The sequence below is a fragment of the Streptomyces sp. NPDC104309 genome, from assembly GCF_055584025.1.
Window position 1 is genome coordinate 1 of sequence record NZ_JBVJMV010000044.1, and the last position, 16,770, is coordinate 16,770.

Here is a 16,770-nt window from a genome sequence, read left to right on the forward strand (position 1 = left end):
GCCGACCAGGCAACGGCCGAACGAACGAACCTGAAACCCCGTCAACCCGCCCTGACCAGCTGATCAGCACCTCCCGCACGCCGGGGGAACCTCAGGTGGACTTCGAAGCCGACGTGAACGCTGCGGACTTCGACGCCGAAGCGACGCGCGACTGGCTCATCGAACGCGTCGCCGACTACCTCGAAAGGCCACCGGCGGTCATCCCGACCGACGCCTCACTGATCTCGATGGGCCTCGACTCCGTCTACGCCGTCGCCCTCTGCGGCGATCTGGAGGACCGCTTCGGTCTGGAGCTCGACGCGGCCCTGGTGTGGGAGCACCCCACGGTCGACGCCCTTGTCAGCCACGTCCGGGCCCAGCTGGCCACCGCGGACACCTACGGTCGTACCTGAGAGAGCAGAGAGATTCGATGACACGGCACATCGCCCCCAGGATCGCGATCGCCGGCGCCGGTATCGGCGGACTGACCGCCGCGCTGGCCCTGACCCGCCGAGGATTCCGGGTGACTGTCCACGAACAGGCCCCCGAACTCCGTGAGGTGGGTGTCGGACTCCACCTGGCCCCCAACGGCAGTCGGATCCTCCACCGTTTCGGCCTCGCGGACGCCCTTCACCAGATGGCCGTACGCCCCGAGGCGCTCGAGGTCCGGCGATGGAGCGACGGAGAGGTCCTCACCCGACGCCCGATAGGCGACGCCTGGGTGAGCGAGTTCGGCGGTCCGCACTACACCGTGCACCGCGCCGATCTGCACGCTCCGCTCGCCGCCCGGCTCCCGGCGGACTCCCTGCGCCTGGACAGCCGGTGCACCGGCTACGCCGAGGACCTCGACGGCGTGGAACTCCACTTCGCCGACGGATCCACCGCACGGGCGGATCTCGCGATCGGTGACGACGGCGTCAACTCCCTTATGCGCGCAGCGGTTTCCGGCGGACAGGACCTCCTGGTGCCGACCGGGACGTGCGCGGTGCGCGGGCTCGTCCCCATGGACCGGCTGCCCCGGCTCAACGCCCAGGACATGTACGTGTGGGCCGGTCCCGGCGGTCGCATGCTCACCGCCCCGGTGAGCGCGGGGCAGCAGCTGTCCTTCGTCGCCGTGATCCCCGAGAACGACGAGGAGCAGCGGCGCGAGTCCTGGAGCCGGCCGGCCGAGCTGGACCTGGTTGCCAAGGCGTTCCAGGGCTGGGACCCCACCGTGCAGGAGCTGGTCGACGCCGCGGACGAGGCCGGCCACTGGACGCTCTGCGACCGCGAGCCGCTGACCCGCTGGAGCACCGCGCGCACCGCGCTCCTCGGTGACGCGGCCCACCCGGTGCTTCCGCATCACGGCCAGGGTGCCAGCCAGGCCATCGAGGACGCCGTCGTCCTGGCGGCCTGTCTCGCCGATGCGGGGGAGCCCCCGAGTCCGCAGGACATCGCCGCGGCACTGCGGCGGTACGAGACGGTTCGCCTGGCCCACACCACACAGGTCCAGCTGGGCAGCCGCGACAGCGGCTCGCAGCGCCTGCGCGGCGGCCCGGCCGGTCTGCAGGCCCGCAAACAGTCCGGCCAGGAGATGAAGGCGCTCGTCGCCGACACCTCCTGGATCCAACGCCACGATGCGGAGGCGGCGCTCGCCGAACAGCCCGCCGCCTGAACCGCTCCCCTACGCACCACGCGCCCGTGCCCCGCACATCCCACACCCTGGACGAGGAGTCCCCATGTCACGACCGCACCGCTGGGCCGACCGGCTCCTGAAATTACCGGGAGGGAGGAAGGGCAAGTGGTTGACGCTGATCACCTGGCTGATCATCGTCGTCGCGTCCGTGCCCCTGGCCGGACAGCTCTCGGAGATCGAGAAGGACGAGCTGACCATCGAGCTGCCCCGAGGGGCCGAGTCCACCGATGTCGCCGGGCTCACCGACCGGTTCGCCGACAGCAAGATCTCCCTCGGCATCGTCGTCTACGTACGGGACAGCGGGCTGACCGCCGAGGACAAGGCCAAGGTCGCCTCCGACATCAAGGAGTTCGCGAGCTTCGCGGCCGGCGAGGTCGGGCCGGCCAGGCCGTCCGACGACGGCAAGGCGCTGACCGCGTTCGTGCCCCTCGACAAGGAGGACAGCACCGCACTCGCGGACAACGCGGAGAAGGTACGGGACCGGGCCACCGCCGACCGGCCGGACGGCCTCGAAGCCAAACTCACCGGCCCGGCGGGCAACTCGCTGGACGCCGCCGACGCCCGGGAGTCGACCGGCCGCGCGCTGACCCTCATCACGGTCCTCGTCGTCGCCGCCCTGCTCCTGATCACGTACCGCAGCGCCATCCTGTGGTTGCTGCCCCTACTCACCGTCGGCGTCGCGTTCCTCACCACTCAGGCCGTCTCGTACCTCTTCGCCAAGGGCTTCGGGCTCACGGTCGGCGGCGGCAACGAGATCGTCGTGACAGCACTGCTGTTCGGTGTCGGCACCGACTACGCGATGCTGCTGCTGGCCCGCTACCGCGAGGAACTGCGGGTCCACGAGGACCGGCACGAGGCCATGCAGACCGCGGTCCGCAGGGCCGTCCCCGCGATCGCCGCGTCCGCGGCGACCGTCAGCATCGGGCTGCTCTGCCTGACGCAGGCGGACGTCGGCTTCAACTACATGCTCGGCCCTGCCGGGGCCATCGCCATCATCTGCGGTCTCGCCGCGATGACCACGCTCTTCCCGACCGTTCTGGTGTTCCTCGGACGTTGGGTCTTCTGGCCCAATGTGCCGCGCGCCGGAGTGGCCGTGAAGAACGCCAACCACCGCCTGTGGGACCGTGTCGGCGGCAGGATCTCCCGCCGTCCGCGCCTGGTGTGGATCGGCTCCGCCCTGGTCCTCACCGTGCTGGCCCTCGGCTCGCTCGGCCTGAAGACCGGTCTCGACGACGAGCACCTCATCGTCGGCAAGCCCGGCTCGATCGCCGGCCAGGAACTCCTCGCCGACCACTACCCGGCCGGCCAGAGCAGGCCCGCCGAGGTGATCAGCAAGGCCGCGGTCGCCGCCGCGCTGAAGGGCATCGACGGGGTTGCCGAGGTCGCCGCACCGGAGAAGTCCACGGACGGCACTCTCGCCAGCACCCGGGCCGTTCTGAAGGACAGCCCGGACAGCGCGGCGGCGGCCCGTACGGTCGACCGCATCCGCACCGCCGTGCACGCCGTCCCCGGCGCCGACGCCCAGGTCGGCGGCCCCACCGCGATGGCACAGGAGAAGACCGAGGCGCAGGCCCACGACCGCAAGGTGGTGATCCCGCTGGTGCTCGCCGTGGTCTTCCTGATCCTGGTCGCCCTGCTCCGGGCCCTGGTCGCGCCCCTGCTGCTGATGGCGACCGTGGTGTTGTCCTACTTCGCCGCCCTCGGCATCAGCTGGCAGCTGTTCCAGCACGTCCTGGGATTCCCGGCGGTGGACATCCAGGTCATGCTGATCGGCTTCCTGTTCCTGGTGGCACTCGGCGTCGACTACAACATCTTCCTCATCCACCGGATCCGCGAGGAGGTCGGTCACCGCGGCCACCGTGCCGGTGTACTGAGCGGACTCACCTCCACCGGCGGCGTCATCACCAGCGCTGGCGCGGTGCTGGCGGCGACGTTCGCCGCTCTCACCACGGCCCCGCAGGTGGCGTTCATCGAGATCGGCATCGTCGTGGCCATCGGTGTCCTGATCGACACCTTCCTCGTGCGGTCCGTCCTCGTCCCGGCCCTGGCCCTGGACGTCGGCCGGACCTTCTGGTGGCCGGGCCGCCCCGTAGGCACGGACACCGCACCGCCCGCGGCGGGCGAACAGCCCACGCCAGCCGCCGTACCCGCGGGCAGCCGAGGTGGTGGCGTATAGCCCGGATATAGCCAAGGGCCGGAAGGTGGGGGGGCCTGTTCAGCCGGACGACTCCGGCGGGCAGTTCCGCTCAGCCTTCCGGCCCTTCGCGCTCTCCGGTCCGACCGGCGCGGCGGCCGCCCTACCCACCGGGAGCCGCAGCATGCCACCGACCGTTCGGACCCTGCCCCTCTCGGCGAGCCAGCAGGCGCTGTGGCTGGCCCACCGGCTGGCGCCCGAGAGCGCCGCCTACACCATCGTGCTGCCGGTACGGCTGCGAGGGCCGCTGGACAGCGACGCGCTCTCCGCGGCCGTTCGCACCGTCGCGGCCAGGCATCCCCTGCTGCGTTCGGTATTCGCAGAAGGGGACGGCGAGGGTGCGGGCGGGGAGCCGTACCGCACCGTGCTCGACAGCCCGGGCCAGGACGTCCTCACCGTCCGGGAGCTGCCGGACGCCACGGACGCGCACCTGCGTGCGTTGGTCCGCGAGTGCGCCCAGGAGGCCTTCCGGATCGACGTGGAGCCGCCGTGAGTTTGAGCAGTCGGCCTCGGCGTCCTTGCGGACCTTGGCTTTCGCGGCCTGGACAACGACGTACGCGCCCCAGTGATCGTCACCGGCTTCACCGCCACCCGCGCCCGCAAGCTCACCCCGGCCAGAAGGACGCCAACCGAGTTCTCGCCACCGGGCGCACACCGGGCGAACACGGCTTCGCCCACCTCAAGAACTGGCGGGCCCTCACCCAACTCCGCACCGACCTCGCCCGAGTCACCCAACTCCTGTGCGCCCTGCTCGTCCTGACGAACCTCGAAGTCAACCGCTGACGGACACCGGCCCACAGCCGGGGTGAGCATGACGATACTCAGAGAGGGGCCTTCCAACCCGCTTGTACGGTGGGAACATGGCAGATCAAGGGAACTCAGAAGCTTCGGTCGCACAGGTCACCGCAGCCTGGGGGCGTATCGAGAAGTGGCTGCATGCCCATGCTCCGGCGTCCGCCGCACTACTGCGACCTGCGGCCAGTGAGGGCGAGATCGCCGCCGCCGAGGAGGCGATCGGTATACCGTTTCCGCCCACGCTGCGAGCCTGGTACGGGCTTCACGACGGCACCAATGATCCCGATGCCGGGCAGAGTTGGTGGCCTGCAGGGTTCCTGCCGGGGTATCAGGGCTGGTATCGACTGGCGCAGTTGCAAGACGCTTACGTCGTGCAGACCCGTGACTGGGAGCGCGAACCGGGCCGCATCCCGATCTCCTGCACCCCGGACGACATGTGGCACGGACTCTACATCGATGCCCGCCCGGAGGAGCCGTCCTACGGCAGCCTCGGTCGGTGGGTGGTCGACCGGGAGCCGGAGCCCATCCCGGAGTCCACCTCGGGCTGGCCGCTTCCGGCGTGGCTCACCGAACTCGGCGACGCTCTGGAGCAGGGCCGCTGCCTCATCGAACCCGACGGCTTTCGGGATGAGGACAGCTGGCCGGCGTTGACCGTGTGCGGGGGGCTGGCGTGGGTGTCTCCTGGGGAGGAGCCTGAGTGTCCCGAGGGCCGTGTCCTGCTGGACGGTCCTCGATAGCGCCTGGTGGTCCGGCAGGAGCGGCGTCCTGCCGGACCACAACAAGTCTTCTTACGGCTTGGGGACCGTGCAGGTCACGATCACCTTGGAGGCGTCACAGTGCCCGAACTGGGGGAAGTCCACCCAGTAGGGGTCCTTGTCCAGCAGCCGGTACTTGCCGGAGAACCCGCCGCTGAACGCGCCGCCCATCGAGGTGGAGTTGATCCACCCGGACATGGCAGATCGGCCGCAGACCTCATTCCACGTCGGGGCCGCCTTGCGCTCGTCGTCGTACAGGTGCCACTCGCCCTGCTTGACGCGGGTGGCGTAGGTCTGCACGCACTTGTCGCCCGAGGAGACTGGATTCATGCCGCCGATGACGCCGCCGGGCATGCCGCCGGAGTTGTAACTGGAGGCATAGGCGAACTCATCGCACGACGCCTTGTCGCCCGCGCTGATCTCCGGGACGGTCGTGGCGGCCGGATTGCCCTGCTTGCTCGCCCAGCTTGAGCCATCAGGGTTCTTGGGGCTGATGACATCTCGGTTCTTGTTCGGGTCGCGGCCCGGGGCGTTCTTGTCCGCTGCTGGCAGGAAGAACATCGGCTTGTTGTGCGCCTTGCTGCCCGGGTGGTTGGGCAGCTTGGACTGGATCAGCCACGCGTGCGCGACCGCGGGCGACGTCTTGTCGAAGTTCATTACCCACGTCGGGATGTACTTGTGGAACGTGCAGCCCAGTGTCGTGGAGGAAATCTTGTCGCAGCGGATCTGCGCACCGTCGGCCTGCCAGCGCGAGGCGGCCGGGTTCGCCACCGGCGAGTAAGCGGTGATCTTCGTGGACAGGTCGAGTGTGTCGGCGTTGTTCGCCGCGCTCCAGGTGTGGTCGATCTTCCCGACCGCCGAGTGCGAGAACGGATCCGCACCCAGCCACTCCAGCGCCCCGTCCCACTGCTGCGGACCGTTCGTGCACCGGTCGGGCATCATGCAGTCGAACCGCACGTCCAGTGTCACCGACACGAACTTCGCATCAACAGCCACCGGCACGAGCGTGAGTTGCTGGGTGAACGTCGCCGAGTTCCCCGCCAGTTTCACCTCCTGGCCGAGGGCCCACGAGGCGATCAGGATTTCACCGGTGGGCTTACCGTCCTTGACGACGATGCCCACGTACTCGTAGGTGAAGCTGCCGATGCACGCTTCGTACCGCTTGATGTGCGAGTTGCCCAAGCCCTCGCACCAGTCGACCAGGTGAGGCAGCGCCGCCCTTGCCCCCTGTATTCCCTTGGTGAGGGCGGCACGGGTCTTCTTGCTGTCATCCGGCACCAGCCGAGAACACGGCTGAATGTTCGTCTTCTCGTTCAGCTCGCCACAGCTCCAGCCATCTGCCGCGCTGCGACCGATGGGCGGCTCGGCCGGTGGCACCGGCTTCACATCCGGCTGGGCGATCGCCTGCGGCTGCTGGTGGCTGTCCTGGTTGAGGACCGGTGCGTCCTTGTTAGGCTCGGGCAGCTTGATATCGACGGCCCGGTTGCGGATCTTGAAGTTGACCCACGGGGACCACACGGTCTCGTACAGCCCCGTGTCGTCGTAAGCGGAAGTGTGGAGGGCGTACGTGACGCCCGGCTGCAGCCTCCCGTACGGAACCGTGACCTCTGCTATCGAGCCGGAAGGCACGAACTTCGACACGAGGACGCCGTACTGACTGTCATCCAGCTTGACTTGACTCTTCGGCTTGCCAGTGATGTCCGTCGTGTAGACCTCGAAGGTCAAGTTCGCCGTGTCGTTGTCCTTGTCGGTCACGGTGTTGCGCAAGACCGGCTCGGTGGTGTTGACCTGCCACACCCCGCCCACCTGAGTCCAGGGCGGGCCGGCCTGTGGGTTCTTGCCCGACTCCGGCCGGTTACCGGCCAGGACGCTGCTCTCCGGCCCCGCCGCCGGCCTGGAGGACGGGGCGGCGGCCGGGTTGGGGGGTAAGTCGGGCGCGGGTGCGGCGGTTGCCATCCCGGCTCCCAGGAGCAGGGCAGCCGCGGCACCCATGGCTATGTGAGCCAGGATGCCTCGTCGTCTGGTTGAGCTGAACACGTAGTCGTCCTCACTCATGGTGGTTGCGTTCGTCGAGCACCCACCTTCCTAGCCCCTGCCGAACGCACGTATCAACGCCAACTACCAGGACATCCCTGCCCGTTCGGCAGAAGCCAGACGTGATCCTGAGCACGGTTATAGAACACTCGGTCACGATCACGTTGCGCGCTTCGCCGTGAGAACGAGCGGGGCCTGCCGCGACAACAACCATCTGCGGGAGACCCGCAGGCAGCGGCTACAACGTTCCGTCTGCGCACACCGCCGACGTCGGCCCATCGACGCTTCTCCGAGTGGTCGAAGGCCAGGGTGTGGGCCCAGCTCCACCGAGTGGTGCTCGACGAACTCGGTTCCCGCGGCGAGTTGGACTGGTCCCGCTGCGCGATCGACTCGGTGAACATACGGGCCCTGAAAAGGGGGACCTGACAGGTCCGAATCCTGTCGACCGGGGCAAGTACGGGTCAAAGATCCATTTGATCACCGAGCGGACGGGTCTGCCCCTATCCGTCGCCATCTCGGGGGCGAACCTGCACGACAACCAGGCCCTCATCCCCCTCGTGCAAGGGATACCGCCGATCCGCTCCCGCCGTGGACCGCGGCGCCGCAAGCCCGCAAAGCTTCACGCCGACAAGGGCTACGACTACTCCCACCTGCGACGATGGTTACGCGGACGTGGCATCCAGCAGCGCATCGCCCGTAAGGGAATCGAGTCCTCACGGCGACTGGGCCGCCACCGCTGGACCGTCGAACGCACCATGTCCTGGCTTGCTGGCTGCCGCCGACTCCACCGACGCTACGAGCGCAAAGCCGACCACTTCCTCGCCTTCACGAGCATCGCCTGCACCCTCATCTGCTACCGAAGACTCACCAATTGAGATGACTTCTAAATCCCGGGATGAGCCTGGCGGGTGCCCGTCTATTGGCCAGGTGGTGTCCGGCATGCAGGCGACATGAGCCCGGTCTGCGGCTTCCGCACGGAACAGGAGAAGGCGTGCCTCGATACCGCCCGCCGCGATGCGGCGGCAAGAGGGAGTGCCCCAAGCAGCGGCTTCCGTGAGGGCCGAGGGGTGGAAAGTCCCCTCGGCTACTCGGCGACGCGCTGGTGAGCCGCTGCCAGTTCGTTGACGATCACCGGCGCCGGTTCGACGTCAAGCGGCTCTGCGACATCCTGGGCATCGCCCGCTCGAGCTTCTACTACTGGCGCCGCACCGCCCCGGAAAGAGCGGCCCGCCAGGCCGCCGAGGACCGCCTCGCGGCCTGGATATGTAAGGCCCACAAGGACTCCGACGGCACCTACGGAGCCCCGAGGATCACCGCCGAACTCCGCAACGAGGGCGGCCAGGTGGTCAATCACAAGCCGGTCGCGAGGATCACGCGGACCATCGGGATCGAGGGGCTCCGCCTGCGGCGCCGGCATCTGGGATTCGCATCCTGCGGGCCACCGAACAGGTTGAGTGGGGCGACAGGCCCAAGAAGCAGGAAGAGGCTTTGGCTGGTCTGGTGGCTGCGGCAGCCGGGGTGGCCTTCGGTCGACGAAGCCGCGGTGCCCCCGCCGTGATCCTTCGTGGAGTGAAGTCGTTCGCACGCGCTGCGGGGCGGAGTGCGCGGGATGGCGGACGAAGTGCATCGGTCAATTGCACCTTCAGTGAAGGTTTCTGACGGACCGTCATGTGGCTGGAAGTCGCCTTGCTGTATCGCTTCGCAGGCGCGGTATAAAAATGGAATGAACTTTCCGAAAATGAGCCGACGTAGAGTTCTCACAGGTCTTGGCGGTGTTCCTCTCGCGGCGGCTGCCGGAATACCAGTAGCCCGCCGCGAGCAGCCCGGCGGGCATGGTGAGAGACCGGGTGAGCGGCGGACCACGGTACTGCGCGGTGCCGACCTCGTCCTCACCATGGACCCCGGCATCGGCAAGGGCGTACTGGGCGCGCTGGAGGGAGGCGTCGATGTCCTGATGCGGAACGGCGAGATCGCCGCTGTCGGCAGGCGGCTCGACGTGCCACACGGTGCGCGAGTGGTGGACGCCACCGGCAAACTCGTCCTGCCGGGCTTCGTCGATATGCACAATCACCTCTGGCAGTCGAGCATCAGAGGCGGCTGCTCCGATCAGAACCTCATTGGCTGGCTGGGTGCGTGCAACAGGGCCATCCTGCCGAAGATCGGCGCCCAGGACATGTACGGCTTCGTCCACCTGGCAGCCCTCGACGCCCTGCAGACCGGTGTCACCACTGTTGTCGACTGGGTACATCCCATCCCGTACGACACCAGCGAGCGCTATGTCCGGGCACTGCACGACTCCGGACTGCGCTTCGTCTACGCGATGGCGCAGAGCGGCGCCGACCGCCACCTCATACCGAAGGTGAAGAAGGATTTCCTGGATCCGCTGCCGCTGGCCTCCGCGCAGGTGGCGGTGCACGCGGGCATGCCGGGCATCAAGGACCTGCGGCTGCTGCACGAGACCTCCCGCGACCTCGGCCTGATGATCAACTCCCATGTGCTGGAAGTCAGGACCGATCGCAAGGACGAGCAGATCGGCGCTCTGCGCGAGGTCGGCGCCTTCGGTCCTGAACTGCTGATGAACCACGCGATCCATCTCACCGATGACGAGATCGCGCTGGCTGGTGACCACGATGTCCGAGTGGCGCACTGTCCGCTCAGCAATATGCGCCTGGCCTCCGGCATCATGCCGCTGCCCGCGCTGCACCGGCATGGCGTCCGGGCCGGACTCGGCCACGACGGCGGCACCAACGACACCTCTGACATGTTCAACGTCATGAAGGCGGCCGTCGGGCTACAGCGAGCCCTCCACCAGGAGGCCGGAATCCATCCCACCATCCCGGCCGTTCTGCGGATGGCGACGCTGGGCGGCGCGGAGTGCATCGGGATGGCCGACCGGATCGGATCACTGACGACGGGCAAGCGCGCCGACGTCCTCGTCCTGGACCCCGGCACCCTCAACTTCGCGCCGCATTTCGACTGGGTCAGCCAGATCGTGCTCAATGGCCAGCCCCCGAACGTCACTCACGTCTTCGTCGACGGCTATCTGCGCAAGTCCGACGGTGAGCTGGTGAATGTGGACACCGAGCGGGTGGTCCGCGCGGCGGAGAGGGCGGCGGCACACGTGCGCGCCGCCTGATTGCATGGGCGTGGACGCCGCAAGGAGAAGCGTGGCACAGCGGCAGGGATATGTTGACGAGCTCGGACTCGCCCTTCGGTAGCACTTCGGTGACGTCCGGGCGCTGCTGTGGGTCATCTCTCAACTGCCGAAGAGTGTGCCGAGTGTGCCGCGTATGCCGGTGACCTCGAAGGTACTCGACCTGTCGCAAGGCAGCTTGTACGGGAGCGCGGGGGTACGGGGGCGGGGGTGCGCAGGGCCTGGCAGATTTCGCCGGCCGCTGGGTGGGCGCCAGTCGGCCAGAGGCAGCCGGCGCAGCACCACCGCTTCGTGTTTCGCCACTTCGGCGAAGTCCAGACATCTTCGCTTCCTGGATCACAGCTGCTCCGCCCCACTGTTGGAGGGGCGGGCGGAGCAACCAGCTGGGCGGTGTGTTCGAGACCTGGCTACGGTCGGCGTGAGTGCCTTGACAGGATGGTGCTCCCGGGATGGCTCCGCGGTCACTTCGCACGTTCTGCGGAGCCAACTTTTCCATGTCGGGTCAGAATATCTGGTCCGGCTCACCTCCGCTCGCGCGGAGAAGGCTGCGCGTGCGCCAGTGCGTAGGCGGCTCCGACGTTCGGGGGCAGGTGCATCCTCGGCTGTCACCGATGCGGCGCGGGCAGTCAGGCAATGTTGTCTTCGCGGCCATCAGGAGAAGTCGGTGGTGGGCTCGGTGGCGTAACGGCTCATTGCCCGGAGGTTCGCCTGGGGGGTCAGCGCCTGGCCGTCGGCGATCAGGTCCTGCAGGTCCCGGAAGTACTGCACGTACAGGTCCGGTGTGAACGTGCTGAGCATGACGGCTGGTTGGTCCGTCACGTTGGCGAATGTGTGCGGGGCGCCGGGCGGAACCATCACGAGTGTGCCGGCCGTCGCGTCGTAGTCCTTCTCACCGACCGTGAAGCGCACCGTGCCGGAGATGATGTAGAAGCCCTCGTCGTGCTGGGCGTGACGGTGCTGCGGCGGTCCAGGTGTGTGCGGGGCGAGGATGGACTCGGCCATCCCGAGGCGGTGCCCGGTGTTGCTGCCGTCTTCGAGGACGCGCATTCGCGTGGTGCCCAGGAGGATCGTCTCACCGTCGTCGGGACCGACCACCGATACGGCGGGGTCTGCGATCGGTTCACTGGCCTTCGGTTCGTCAGTCATGCTTCGATTGCACGGCCGGGGCACCGCGACTGTCCAAGACCCATTCCGTACTGCCGATGCCGTACGGGTATCGTCGCACCATGGAGCTACGCACGCTGCGCTATTTCGTGGCGGTCGCTGAGGAACTCCACTTCGGCCGGGCCGCCGCCCGGCTGCACATGAGTCAGCCGCCGCTGAGCCGGACGATCAGGCGTCTGGAAACGGAGCTCGGCGTCGCACTGTTCGACCGATCGTCCACAGGTGTCTCGCTCACTCCGGTGGGGCTCGTGCTGCTCGATGAGGCGCGCGCCCTGCTCGACCAGGCCGACCGTGTGCGCGAACGCGTGGCCGCGGCGGCCGGTGCCGCCTCCATCACCGTCGGCTTCCTGGGCGACGGCACCGACCCGCGTGCGACCCGGCTGGCCGAGGCCTACCGCCGACGCCACCCGCACGTCGAGATCCGTATCCGTGAGACGGATCTGACGGATCCCACCTGCGGGCTGCACGCCGGGCTGGTCGACATCGTCCTGACCCGCGGGCCGTTCGACGAGACCGGCCTGACCGTGCACGGGCTTCGTACCGACCCGGTGGGTGCGCTGCTGCGCGCCGACGATCCGCTGGCCCGCTTCGACAGCCTGAAGCTCGCCGATCTGGCCGACCGCCGCTGGTTCCGGTTCCCGGAGGACACCGACCCCCTTTGGCAGTCGTACTGGAACGGCGGGGAACCTCGCGAGGGTCCGGTGGTGCGCGCCGTACGGGAATGCTGGCAAGCCGTTCTCTGGAACGGTACGGTCGGCATGACTCTTCTGGACCACGAGCCGGCGGAGGGGCTCACCGTGGTGCCGCTGGCCGACATGCCGCCGAGCCGCGTGGTGGCGGCGTGGAACGAGGGCGACACGAATCCACTGATCCGCTCGTTCGTCCAGATCACGACCGACGCCTACCACGACTGAGCACCTCACAGGCGGCACCGAGTACGACCAGTACGACATGGGCGAACGCGATGCCCCGATCCTCCCGAGCCCGGAGACGGGAGGCAGCCGCCCGGTCCACGACCACCACGGCAGCCGTGGCCTCCGTTCTCACGGGCAAGGCGATCGCAGTTGCCACTGACGGTCCGTTCATCGGCGAGCGGACCGCGACCGCCGCATCCGTGGGCTCACTCACAAGCCGGGCGCCATGGTGGCGCTGACCTGCAAGAGGCATGGCCAGAACGTGGACGGCAGCAACCTCTGGTACTTGCTGCGGGACAAGGACGCTGGGTGTCGGTGCGTCACGTGCGGAATCGCTTACGGGTGCCGCTCCGCATCCACAAATGACGTCTCCGCAAATGACGTCTCCACGGGTGACGCACCCGCCGCGGAGGTCTCGTCGACCCGCCCGTCCGACACGCGGGCCAGCAGTGCCCCGTGCAGGGCCGGCCCGGGCTGCCACCAGGCCGGGCGGGGGGCGCCCCGTCGGGGTCGGTGACGTTGGCGCCCGCTTCGCGGGCGATCAGCACGCCGGGGAGGAGGTCGCCGGCGTCGGGGCCGCACTTTGGGACATCGGCCCACTCGACGGCGGCGATCGACCGGCCCATCGCCCGGCGCGAGGTCCGCCTCCGGGAGAGGATGCTGTGGTGCATGCTCTACTCTCTGAACTTTGTCATCGCGGCGTAGGCCAGGCGATGTTGGGATGCTTCAGGCGTCACCGCGTGAGGACCTGTCTCTCGGACTCCTGGTGCTCCCAGCGTGATTCACCGTGGGGATGCCGAGGTCAACAACGCTGCGATTGGCCGGACGCCGGTCGAGCTGTGCGAGTTCCAAAGCATGCTCATGGATGCAGGGGGTGCCGAAGGCCCGGCCGCAGGCCCCGATGGAGGCCTTGCGCCGTTCGAAGTGGCCTAGGAACTCCTGTTACTCCTCATCGGTGGGAACGCGGCATTCCTCACTGGGCCGCAGCGACCGGCGGCGAGCGAGGAAGGCCCAGTGGGCCAGGACCGCTTCTTCGGGGTAGATCGCTAATGGTGGAGTCGGGTATTGGAACCGTCCGAATGCCCCCTCGGCAGCAAGGCGGGGACGGGTCATAGAGGCGCGAGGATCATGAGGATCTCGTCGCGGTCGTCGGCTGGGGCAAGTCGCAGGGCGCCGGGCCATCGTCCGATCTCCTTCCAGCCGAGGCGACCGTAGAAGTCTTCGAGTCCGGCACCGCCTCGCGCGGCGAGGTGGAGTTGTTCGAGGTTCATCTCGTCCCGAGCGATTTCGCGGGCCCGGTTCATCAAGGCGGTGCCGATGGAGCGGCCGCGGAAGGCTATGTGGCTCTGGACGTGGTTGACGGTGCCCCAGTGCGCAACGAGCGGGTTGAGGTCGCGGCGGAGGTTCAGCCAGCCGGCGAGGACACCGTCGACGATGGCGAGGAGGAGTCGGCTGCGCTGAGGATCGAGGTCAGCGATGAGCCGGTCGGCGATGGGGGCGACCTGATCTATGTCGACAGGTGGGAAGGGGAACCCGGCGGCCCCACCGGCGTTGGTGACGGTGATCCAGCAGTCGATCAGATCCCGTCTCAGTTCGGCTGTGATCTCGTGTGGGTGGACGATCTGCTGGAAGGCAGGAGTGTTGGTGCTGGTCATAGCGGCGAGCATCGCTTTCGGGTCGGTCACGATTGGGCTTTCAAGCTGTGCTGGTCGGGATTTCGCTGAGCGACGTCGGCGGCGTAGGCGGCCCAGTCTCCGGCTGATGCCCGCTGCCACTGGACGGCGACCTTGATGTGGACCCCAAGCATCCGGGCGAGGATCGCGGCAGGCAGTTCGGCGGCGAGAGTGAACAGCGCGGTGGATCGGTCCTGGCGAGGCTGGAGCCCGATCTTCTGGAGCCGAAGGCCGAGCCGGTCGTCACCGATCAGGTGTCCGGGGCGACCGCCTGGGAAGAGCCAGGGGACATCATCCGGTGTCCCGATCTTGGCCTTGCCACGGCGGATGGCGACGAGTGCGCGGACCAAATCGGCCAGCGGTTCAGGGAGGACGACCGGTGCGGTTCCGAACGTGATCGTGACAGAGACCTCGCCGAGCTGGACGTCGTCGACGGTGAGTTGGGTGATGGTGGCGATCTTCTGCGTGTAGAGGAGCAGGAAGAGACCGGCGACACGATCCTGAGCGGGCAGGCTGTCGTCGTGGAGAAGGCGTCGGGCGTCATCCTAGCGTTTCTCGCTGTCGATGGTGCTGGTCGGGCCGGTCCAGCCGATGGTGCCGAAGGTCAGATCCCGTGCATGCCGGTGCTGTACCGACCAGCGAATGAAGTGGCCGGTCTCGTCCCGGTAGGTGGCTTCCGGGGCTGAAGCCCATTGTTCGAGGGTGGCTTGGGTGCAGGTGGCGAGAGTGAGTCCGTTGCTGGTCAGCCAATCGAGGAAGTTCGTCGCGGCGGTGACGTGGCAGCGGACATTCAGGGCCTGGAGGTGGGTGGTGTGCCCTTCGCCGAGGCGTCGTCGGAGTCGGCGGAGGTGGTGCCAGACCGCGTATCCGTGCAGGATGCGGCGCTCGGCGAGATCGGTTCGGGCCTGGACCGTCGTTGTGATCTCCTTCTCCAGGAGGACGAGCCGCTCGTCGCGGGCCGGCAGGGCGCCGGTGGCCACCAGGACACTGCGCAGGTGGGCCAGCACCTTGCTCGCGGGGAGTTCGTCGAGCAGTTCGTGGGTGACGGGCCGTTCGTCACGACCTATCTGTTCCAGCAGGCCGCGGACCTTCGAGCGGGCGATCCAGGCAAGGGCAACGTCGGGGCGTTCGGCGCCGGTCAAGGCTTCGTGGAATGAGGCGAGCTCAGGGCGGACGCCGCCGGTGCCGTCGCCGAGGAGGCCGCGTAGTTTTTGGTCGAGCACGCAGCGTTGGCAGGGCCGTGGGCTGAGTTGCCAGGTCTTCATGCAGGTGGGACAGCGGCCCCAGAAATCAAGGTCGGGGTTGGTGCACTGTGCGCACAACGGGGCGTCCCAGGTGCCGCCGCGGGCCTGGGCCACGGTGCCGCAGCCGCTGCAGGTCACCCATCGCTGCTGGCATCGCTCGCACCAGGGCTGACCGGTAGCCCGGGAGATCTCGCAAGGCGCTGTCCGCCCCCAGATCCCGCATTCACGGACCTCCTTCGGCCGGCAGTTCTGGCAGCGGACGCCGTCGGCAAGCCGGACAGCGACCGGCTGCCGGCGACCGCAGCCGATGCGGACTTCCAGGTTGTTCGGATCTCGCATCAGGCAGTTGGGACACAGCGGCTGCCCGTCAGGATCACGGGTAGCGGGTTCACGGACGGCGCCGCAGCGAGAACAGGGGACGGCAGCGTGGCGGGCGAAGCAGGCCCGGCAGATCCTTTTGCCGTCGAGGAGCTTCGACAGAGCCTTCACGCCGTGACATCGCGGGCAAGCGGGTTTGACGATCTTCGTGGCTCCGGCTGCGATGAGCTCGCTGATGAACCGCAACGCGGCCGGGGTGGGGGCCTCATGCCCAGAGCCGGTCAGCAAATCGGGCCGGTCGATCACGGCCCAGGCCAGGCGGCGTTGCCCGGCTGGCCGGAGCGTCGCCCGGGCGAGTGCGGTCAGCACGGCGTCCGCGTCGAGGGCAGGATCGATCCTGGTGACGAGCTCGGCGAGTTCCTTGAGCGGATCACCGTCGTTGTCGGGGCATTTCGTACATCGGGGCTGGCCATGACGGTCCCTGCTAACGACGCGCCGTTCCCGGTGGCAGCCCGCGCAGACAGCGTGCTTGTCGAACCAGGGCGCGCACCCCCACCGGCCCCCGGCGCGGCTGCCGACGTAGGGGCGTGGGCGTCCGCACTCGCCGCAACGGGGCAAAGCGATGTCCTGGGCGCCAGCCTCGCGCAGGGTCATCAGCAGCTTGGCGACACGGAACGGCGCTGGCGGCTTGCCGGTTCGCAGCAAGGACGGGTCGTTGTGCAGGGCCTGGGCGAGGTTGCGGCGACCGGCCCGTGTACGTACGAGCATGTGTTGGCACCTGTGACCAGGTCTGATCGGACACTTGCTGACCCTTTGCTTGACTCTACTGACAAGTAATCAGATTGACGGAGTCGGCGGGCGCCAGTGCCTG

The 16,770-nt window shown here is 68.2% G+C and carries 13 protein-coding genes and 1 pseudogene; 9 read left to right on the forward strand and 5 right to left on the reverse strand.

Annotated elements, in window-relative coordinates:
• Positions 1–95: 95 nt before the first annotated feature.
• The 5 genes from ACZ68L_RS37890 (at position 96) to ACZ68L_RS37910 (ending at position 5,380) form a co-directional block, all read left to right on the forward strand.
• Positions 96–392, forward strand: a complete 297-nt coding sequence (locus ACZ68L_RS37890) for an acyl carrier protein (RefSeq protein ID WP_469586926.1) — start codon at positions 96–98, stop codon at positions 390–392.
• A gap of 17 nt (positions 393–409) precedes the next feature.
• Positions 410–1,633: an FAD-dependent monooxygenase gene (locus ACZ68L_RS37895; protein WP_469586929.1), complete on the forward strand. Its 1,224-nt coding sequence runs from the start codon at positions 410–412 to the stop codon at positions 1,631–1,633.
• Between the two features lie 64 nt (positions 1,634–1,697).
• On the forward strand, positions 1,698–3,830 hold the full coding sequence (locus ACZ68L_RS37900) for an MMPL family transporter (RefSeq protein ID WP_469586932.1): 2,133 nt from the start codon (positions 1,698–1,700) through the stop codon (positions 3,828–3,830).
• Between the two features lie 142 nt (positions 3,831–3,972).
• Positions 3,973–4,341 (forward strand): condensation domain-containing protein, encoded by a 369-nt coding sequence (locus tag ACZ68L_RS37905; protein WP_469586935.1) that lies wholly within the window; start codon positions 3,973–3,975, stop codon positions 4,339–4,341.
• 367 nt (positions 4,342–4,708) lie between these two features.
• On the forward strand, positions 4,709–5,380 hold the full coding sequence (locus ACZ68L_RS37910; protein WP_469586938.1) for an SMI1/KNR4 family protein: 672 nt from the start codon (positions 4,709–4,711) through the stop codon (positions 5,378–5,380).
• A 51-nt stretch (positions 5,381–5,431) separates the two neighbouring features.
• Here the strand turns inward: ACZ68L_RS37910 and ACZ68L_RS37915 are convergent, their stop codons facing one another.
• On the reverse strand, positions 5,432–7,453 hold the full coding sequence (locus tag ACZ68L_RS37915; RefSeq protein WP_469586940.1) for a hypothetical protein: 2,022 nt from the start codon (positions 7,451–7,453) through the stop codon (positions 5,432–5,434).
• A 249-nt stretch (positions 7,454–7,702) separates the two neighbouring features.
• Between ACZ68L_RS37915 and ACZ68L_RS37920 the strand changes: the two are divergent.
• From ACZ68L_RS37920 to ACZ68L_RS37930, 3 genes and pseudogenes are all read left to right on the forward strand, one after another.
• Positions 7,703–8,307, forward strand: a pseudogene (locus ACZ68L_RS37920) (IS5 family transposase); the annotation flags it as partial.
• A 227-nt stretch (positions 8,308–8,534) separates the two neighbouring features.
• Positions 8,535–8,990 (forward strand): IS3 family transposase, encoded by a 456-nt coding sequence (locus ACZ68L_RS37925; protein WP_469586943.1) that lies wholly within the window; start codon positions 8,535–8,537, stop codon positions 8,988–8,990.
• A 180-nt stretch (positions 8,991–9,170) separates the two neighbouring features.
• Positions 9,171–10,568 (forward strand): amidohydrolase family protein, encoded by a 1,398-nt coding sequence (locus tag ACZ68L_RS37930; RefSeq protein ID WP_469586946.1) that lies wholly within the window; start codon positions 9,171–9,173, stop codon positions 10,566–10,568.
• Positions 10,569–11,237: 669 nt separating this feature from the next.
• Here the strand turns inward: ACZ68L_RS37930 and ACZ68L_RS37935 are convergent.
• Complete coding sequence (locus ACZ68L_RS37935) at positions 11,238–11,732, reverse strand: cupin domain-containing protein (protein WP_469586949.1); 495 nt, start codon at positions 11,730–11,732, stop codon at positions 11,238–11,240.
• 80 nt (positions 11,733–11,812) lie between these two features.
• Here ACZ68L_RS37935 and ACZ68L_RS37940 point away from each other — a divergent pair, with 80 nt between their 5' ends.
• Positions 11,813–12,664, forward strand: a complete 852-nt coding sequence (locus ACZ68L_RS37940; RefSeq protein WP_469586952.1) for a LysR family transcriptional regulator — start codon at positions 11,813–11,815, stop codon at positions 12,662–12,664.
• 1,109 nt (positions 12,665–13,773) lie between these two features.
• Here ACZ68L_RS37940 and ACZ68L_RS37945 read toward each other — a convergent pair.
• The 3 genes from ACZ68L_RS37945 to ACZ68L_RS37955 all read right to left on the reverse strand — a co-directional run bounded on the left by ACZ68L_RS37945 (position 13,774) and on the right by ACZ68L_RS37955 (position 16,667).
• The gene (locus ACZ68L_RS37945) at positions 13,774–14,319 is read right to left on the reverse strand and encodes a GNAT family N-acetyltransferase (protein ID WP_469586955.1); all 546 of its coding nucleotides are present in this window, start codon (positions 14,317–14,319) and stop codon (positions 13,774–13,776) included.
• 26 nt (positions 14,320–14,345) lie between these two features.
• Positions 14,346–14,687, reverse strand: coding sequence for a hypothetical protein (locus ACZ68L_RS37950; RefSeq protein WP_469586959.1), 342 nt, complete (start codon positions 14,685–14,687; stop codon positions 14,346–14,348).
• A 195-nt stretch (positions 14,688–14,882) separates the two neighbouring features.
• Complete coding sequence (locus ACZ68L_RS37955) at positions 14,883–16,667, reverse strand: site-specific integrase (RefSeq protein ID WP_469586961.1); 1,785 nt, start codon at positions 16,665–16,667, stop codon at positions 14,883–14,885.
• Positions 16,668–16,770: the final 103 nt, after the last annotated feature.

Coding starts and splice junctions, on each gene's coding strand:
- ACZ68L_RS37895 (WP_469586929.1), top strand. CDS start 410: ATGACACGGCACATCGCCCCCAGGATCGCGATCGCCGGCGCCGGTATC.
- ACZ68L_RS37900 (WP_469586932.1), top strand. CDS start 1,698: ATGTCACGACCGCACCGCTGGGCCGACCGGCTCCTGAAATTACCGGGA.
- ACZ68L_RS37905 (WP_469586935.1), top strand. CDS start 3,973: ATGCCACCGACCGTTCGGACCCTGCCCCTCTCGGCGAGCCAGCAGGCG.
- ACZ68L_RS37910 (WP_469586938.1), top strand. CDS start 4,709: ATGGCAGATCAAGGGAACTCAGAAGCTTCGGTCGCACAGGTCACCGCA.
- ACZ68L_RS37915 (WP_469586940.1), bottom strand. CDS start 7,453: ATGAGTGAGGACGACTACGTGTTCAGCTCAACCAGACGACGAGGCATC.
- ACZ68L_RS37930 (WP_469586946.1), top strand. CDS start 9,171: ATGAGCCGACGTAGAGTTCTCACAGGTCTTGGCGGTGTTCCTCTCGCG.
- ACZ68L_RS37935 (WP_469586949.1), bottom strand. CDS start 11,732: ATGACTGACGAACCGAAGGCCAGTGAACCGATCGCAGACCCCGCCGTA.
- ACZ68L_RS37940 (WP_469586952.1), top strand. CDS start 11,813: ATGGAGCTACGCACGCTGCGCTATTTCGTGGCGGTCGCTGAGGAACTC.
- ACZ68L_RS37945 (WP_469586955.1), bottom strand. CDS start 14,319: ATGACCAGCACCAACACTCCTGCCTTCCAGCAGATCGTCCACCCACAC.
- ACZ68L_RS37955 (WP_469586961.1), bottom strand. CDS start 16,667: ATGCTCGTACGTACACGGGCCGGTCGCCGCAACCTCGCCCAGGCCCTG.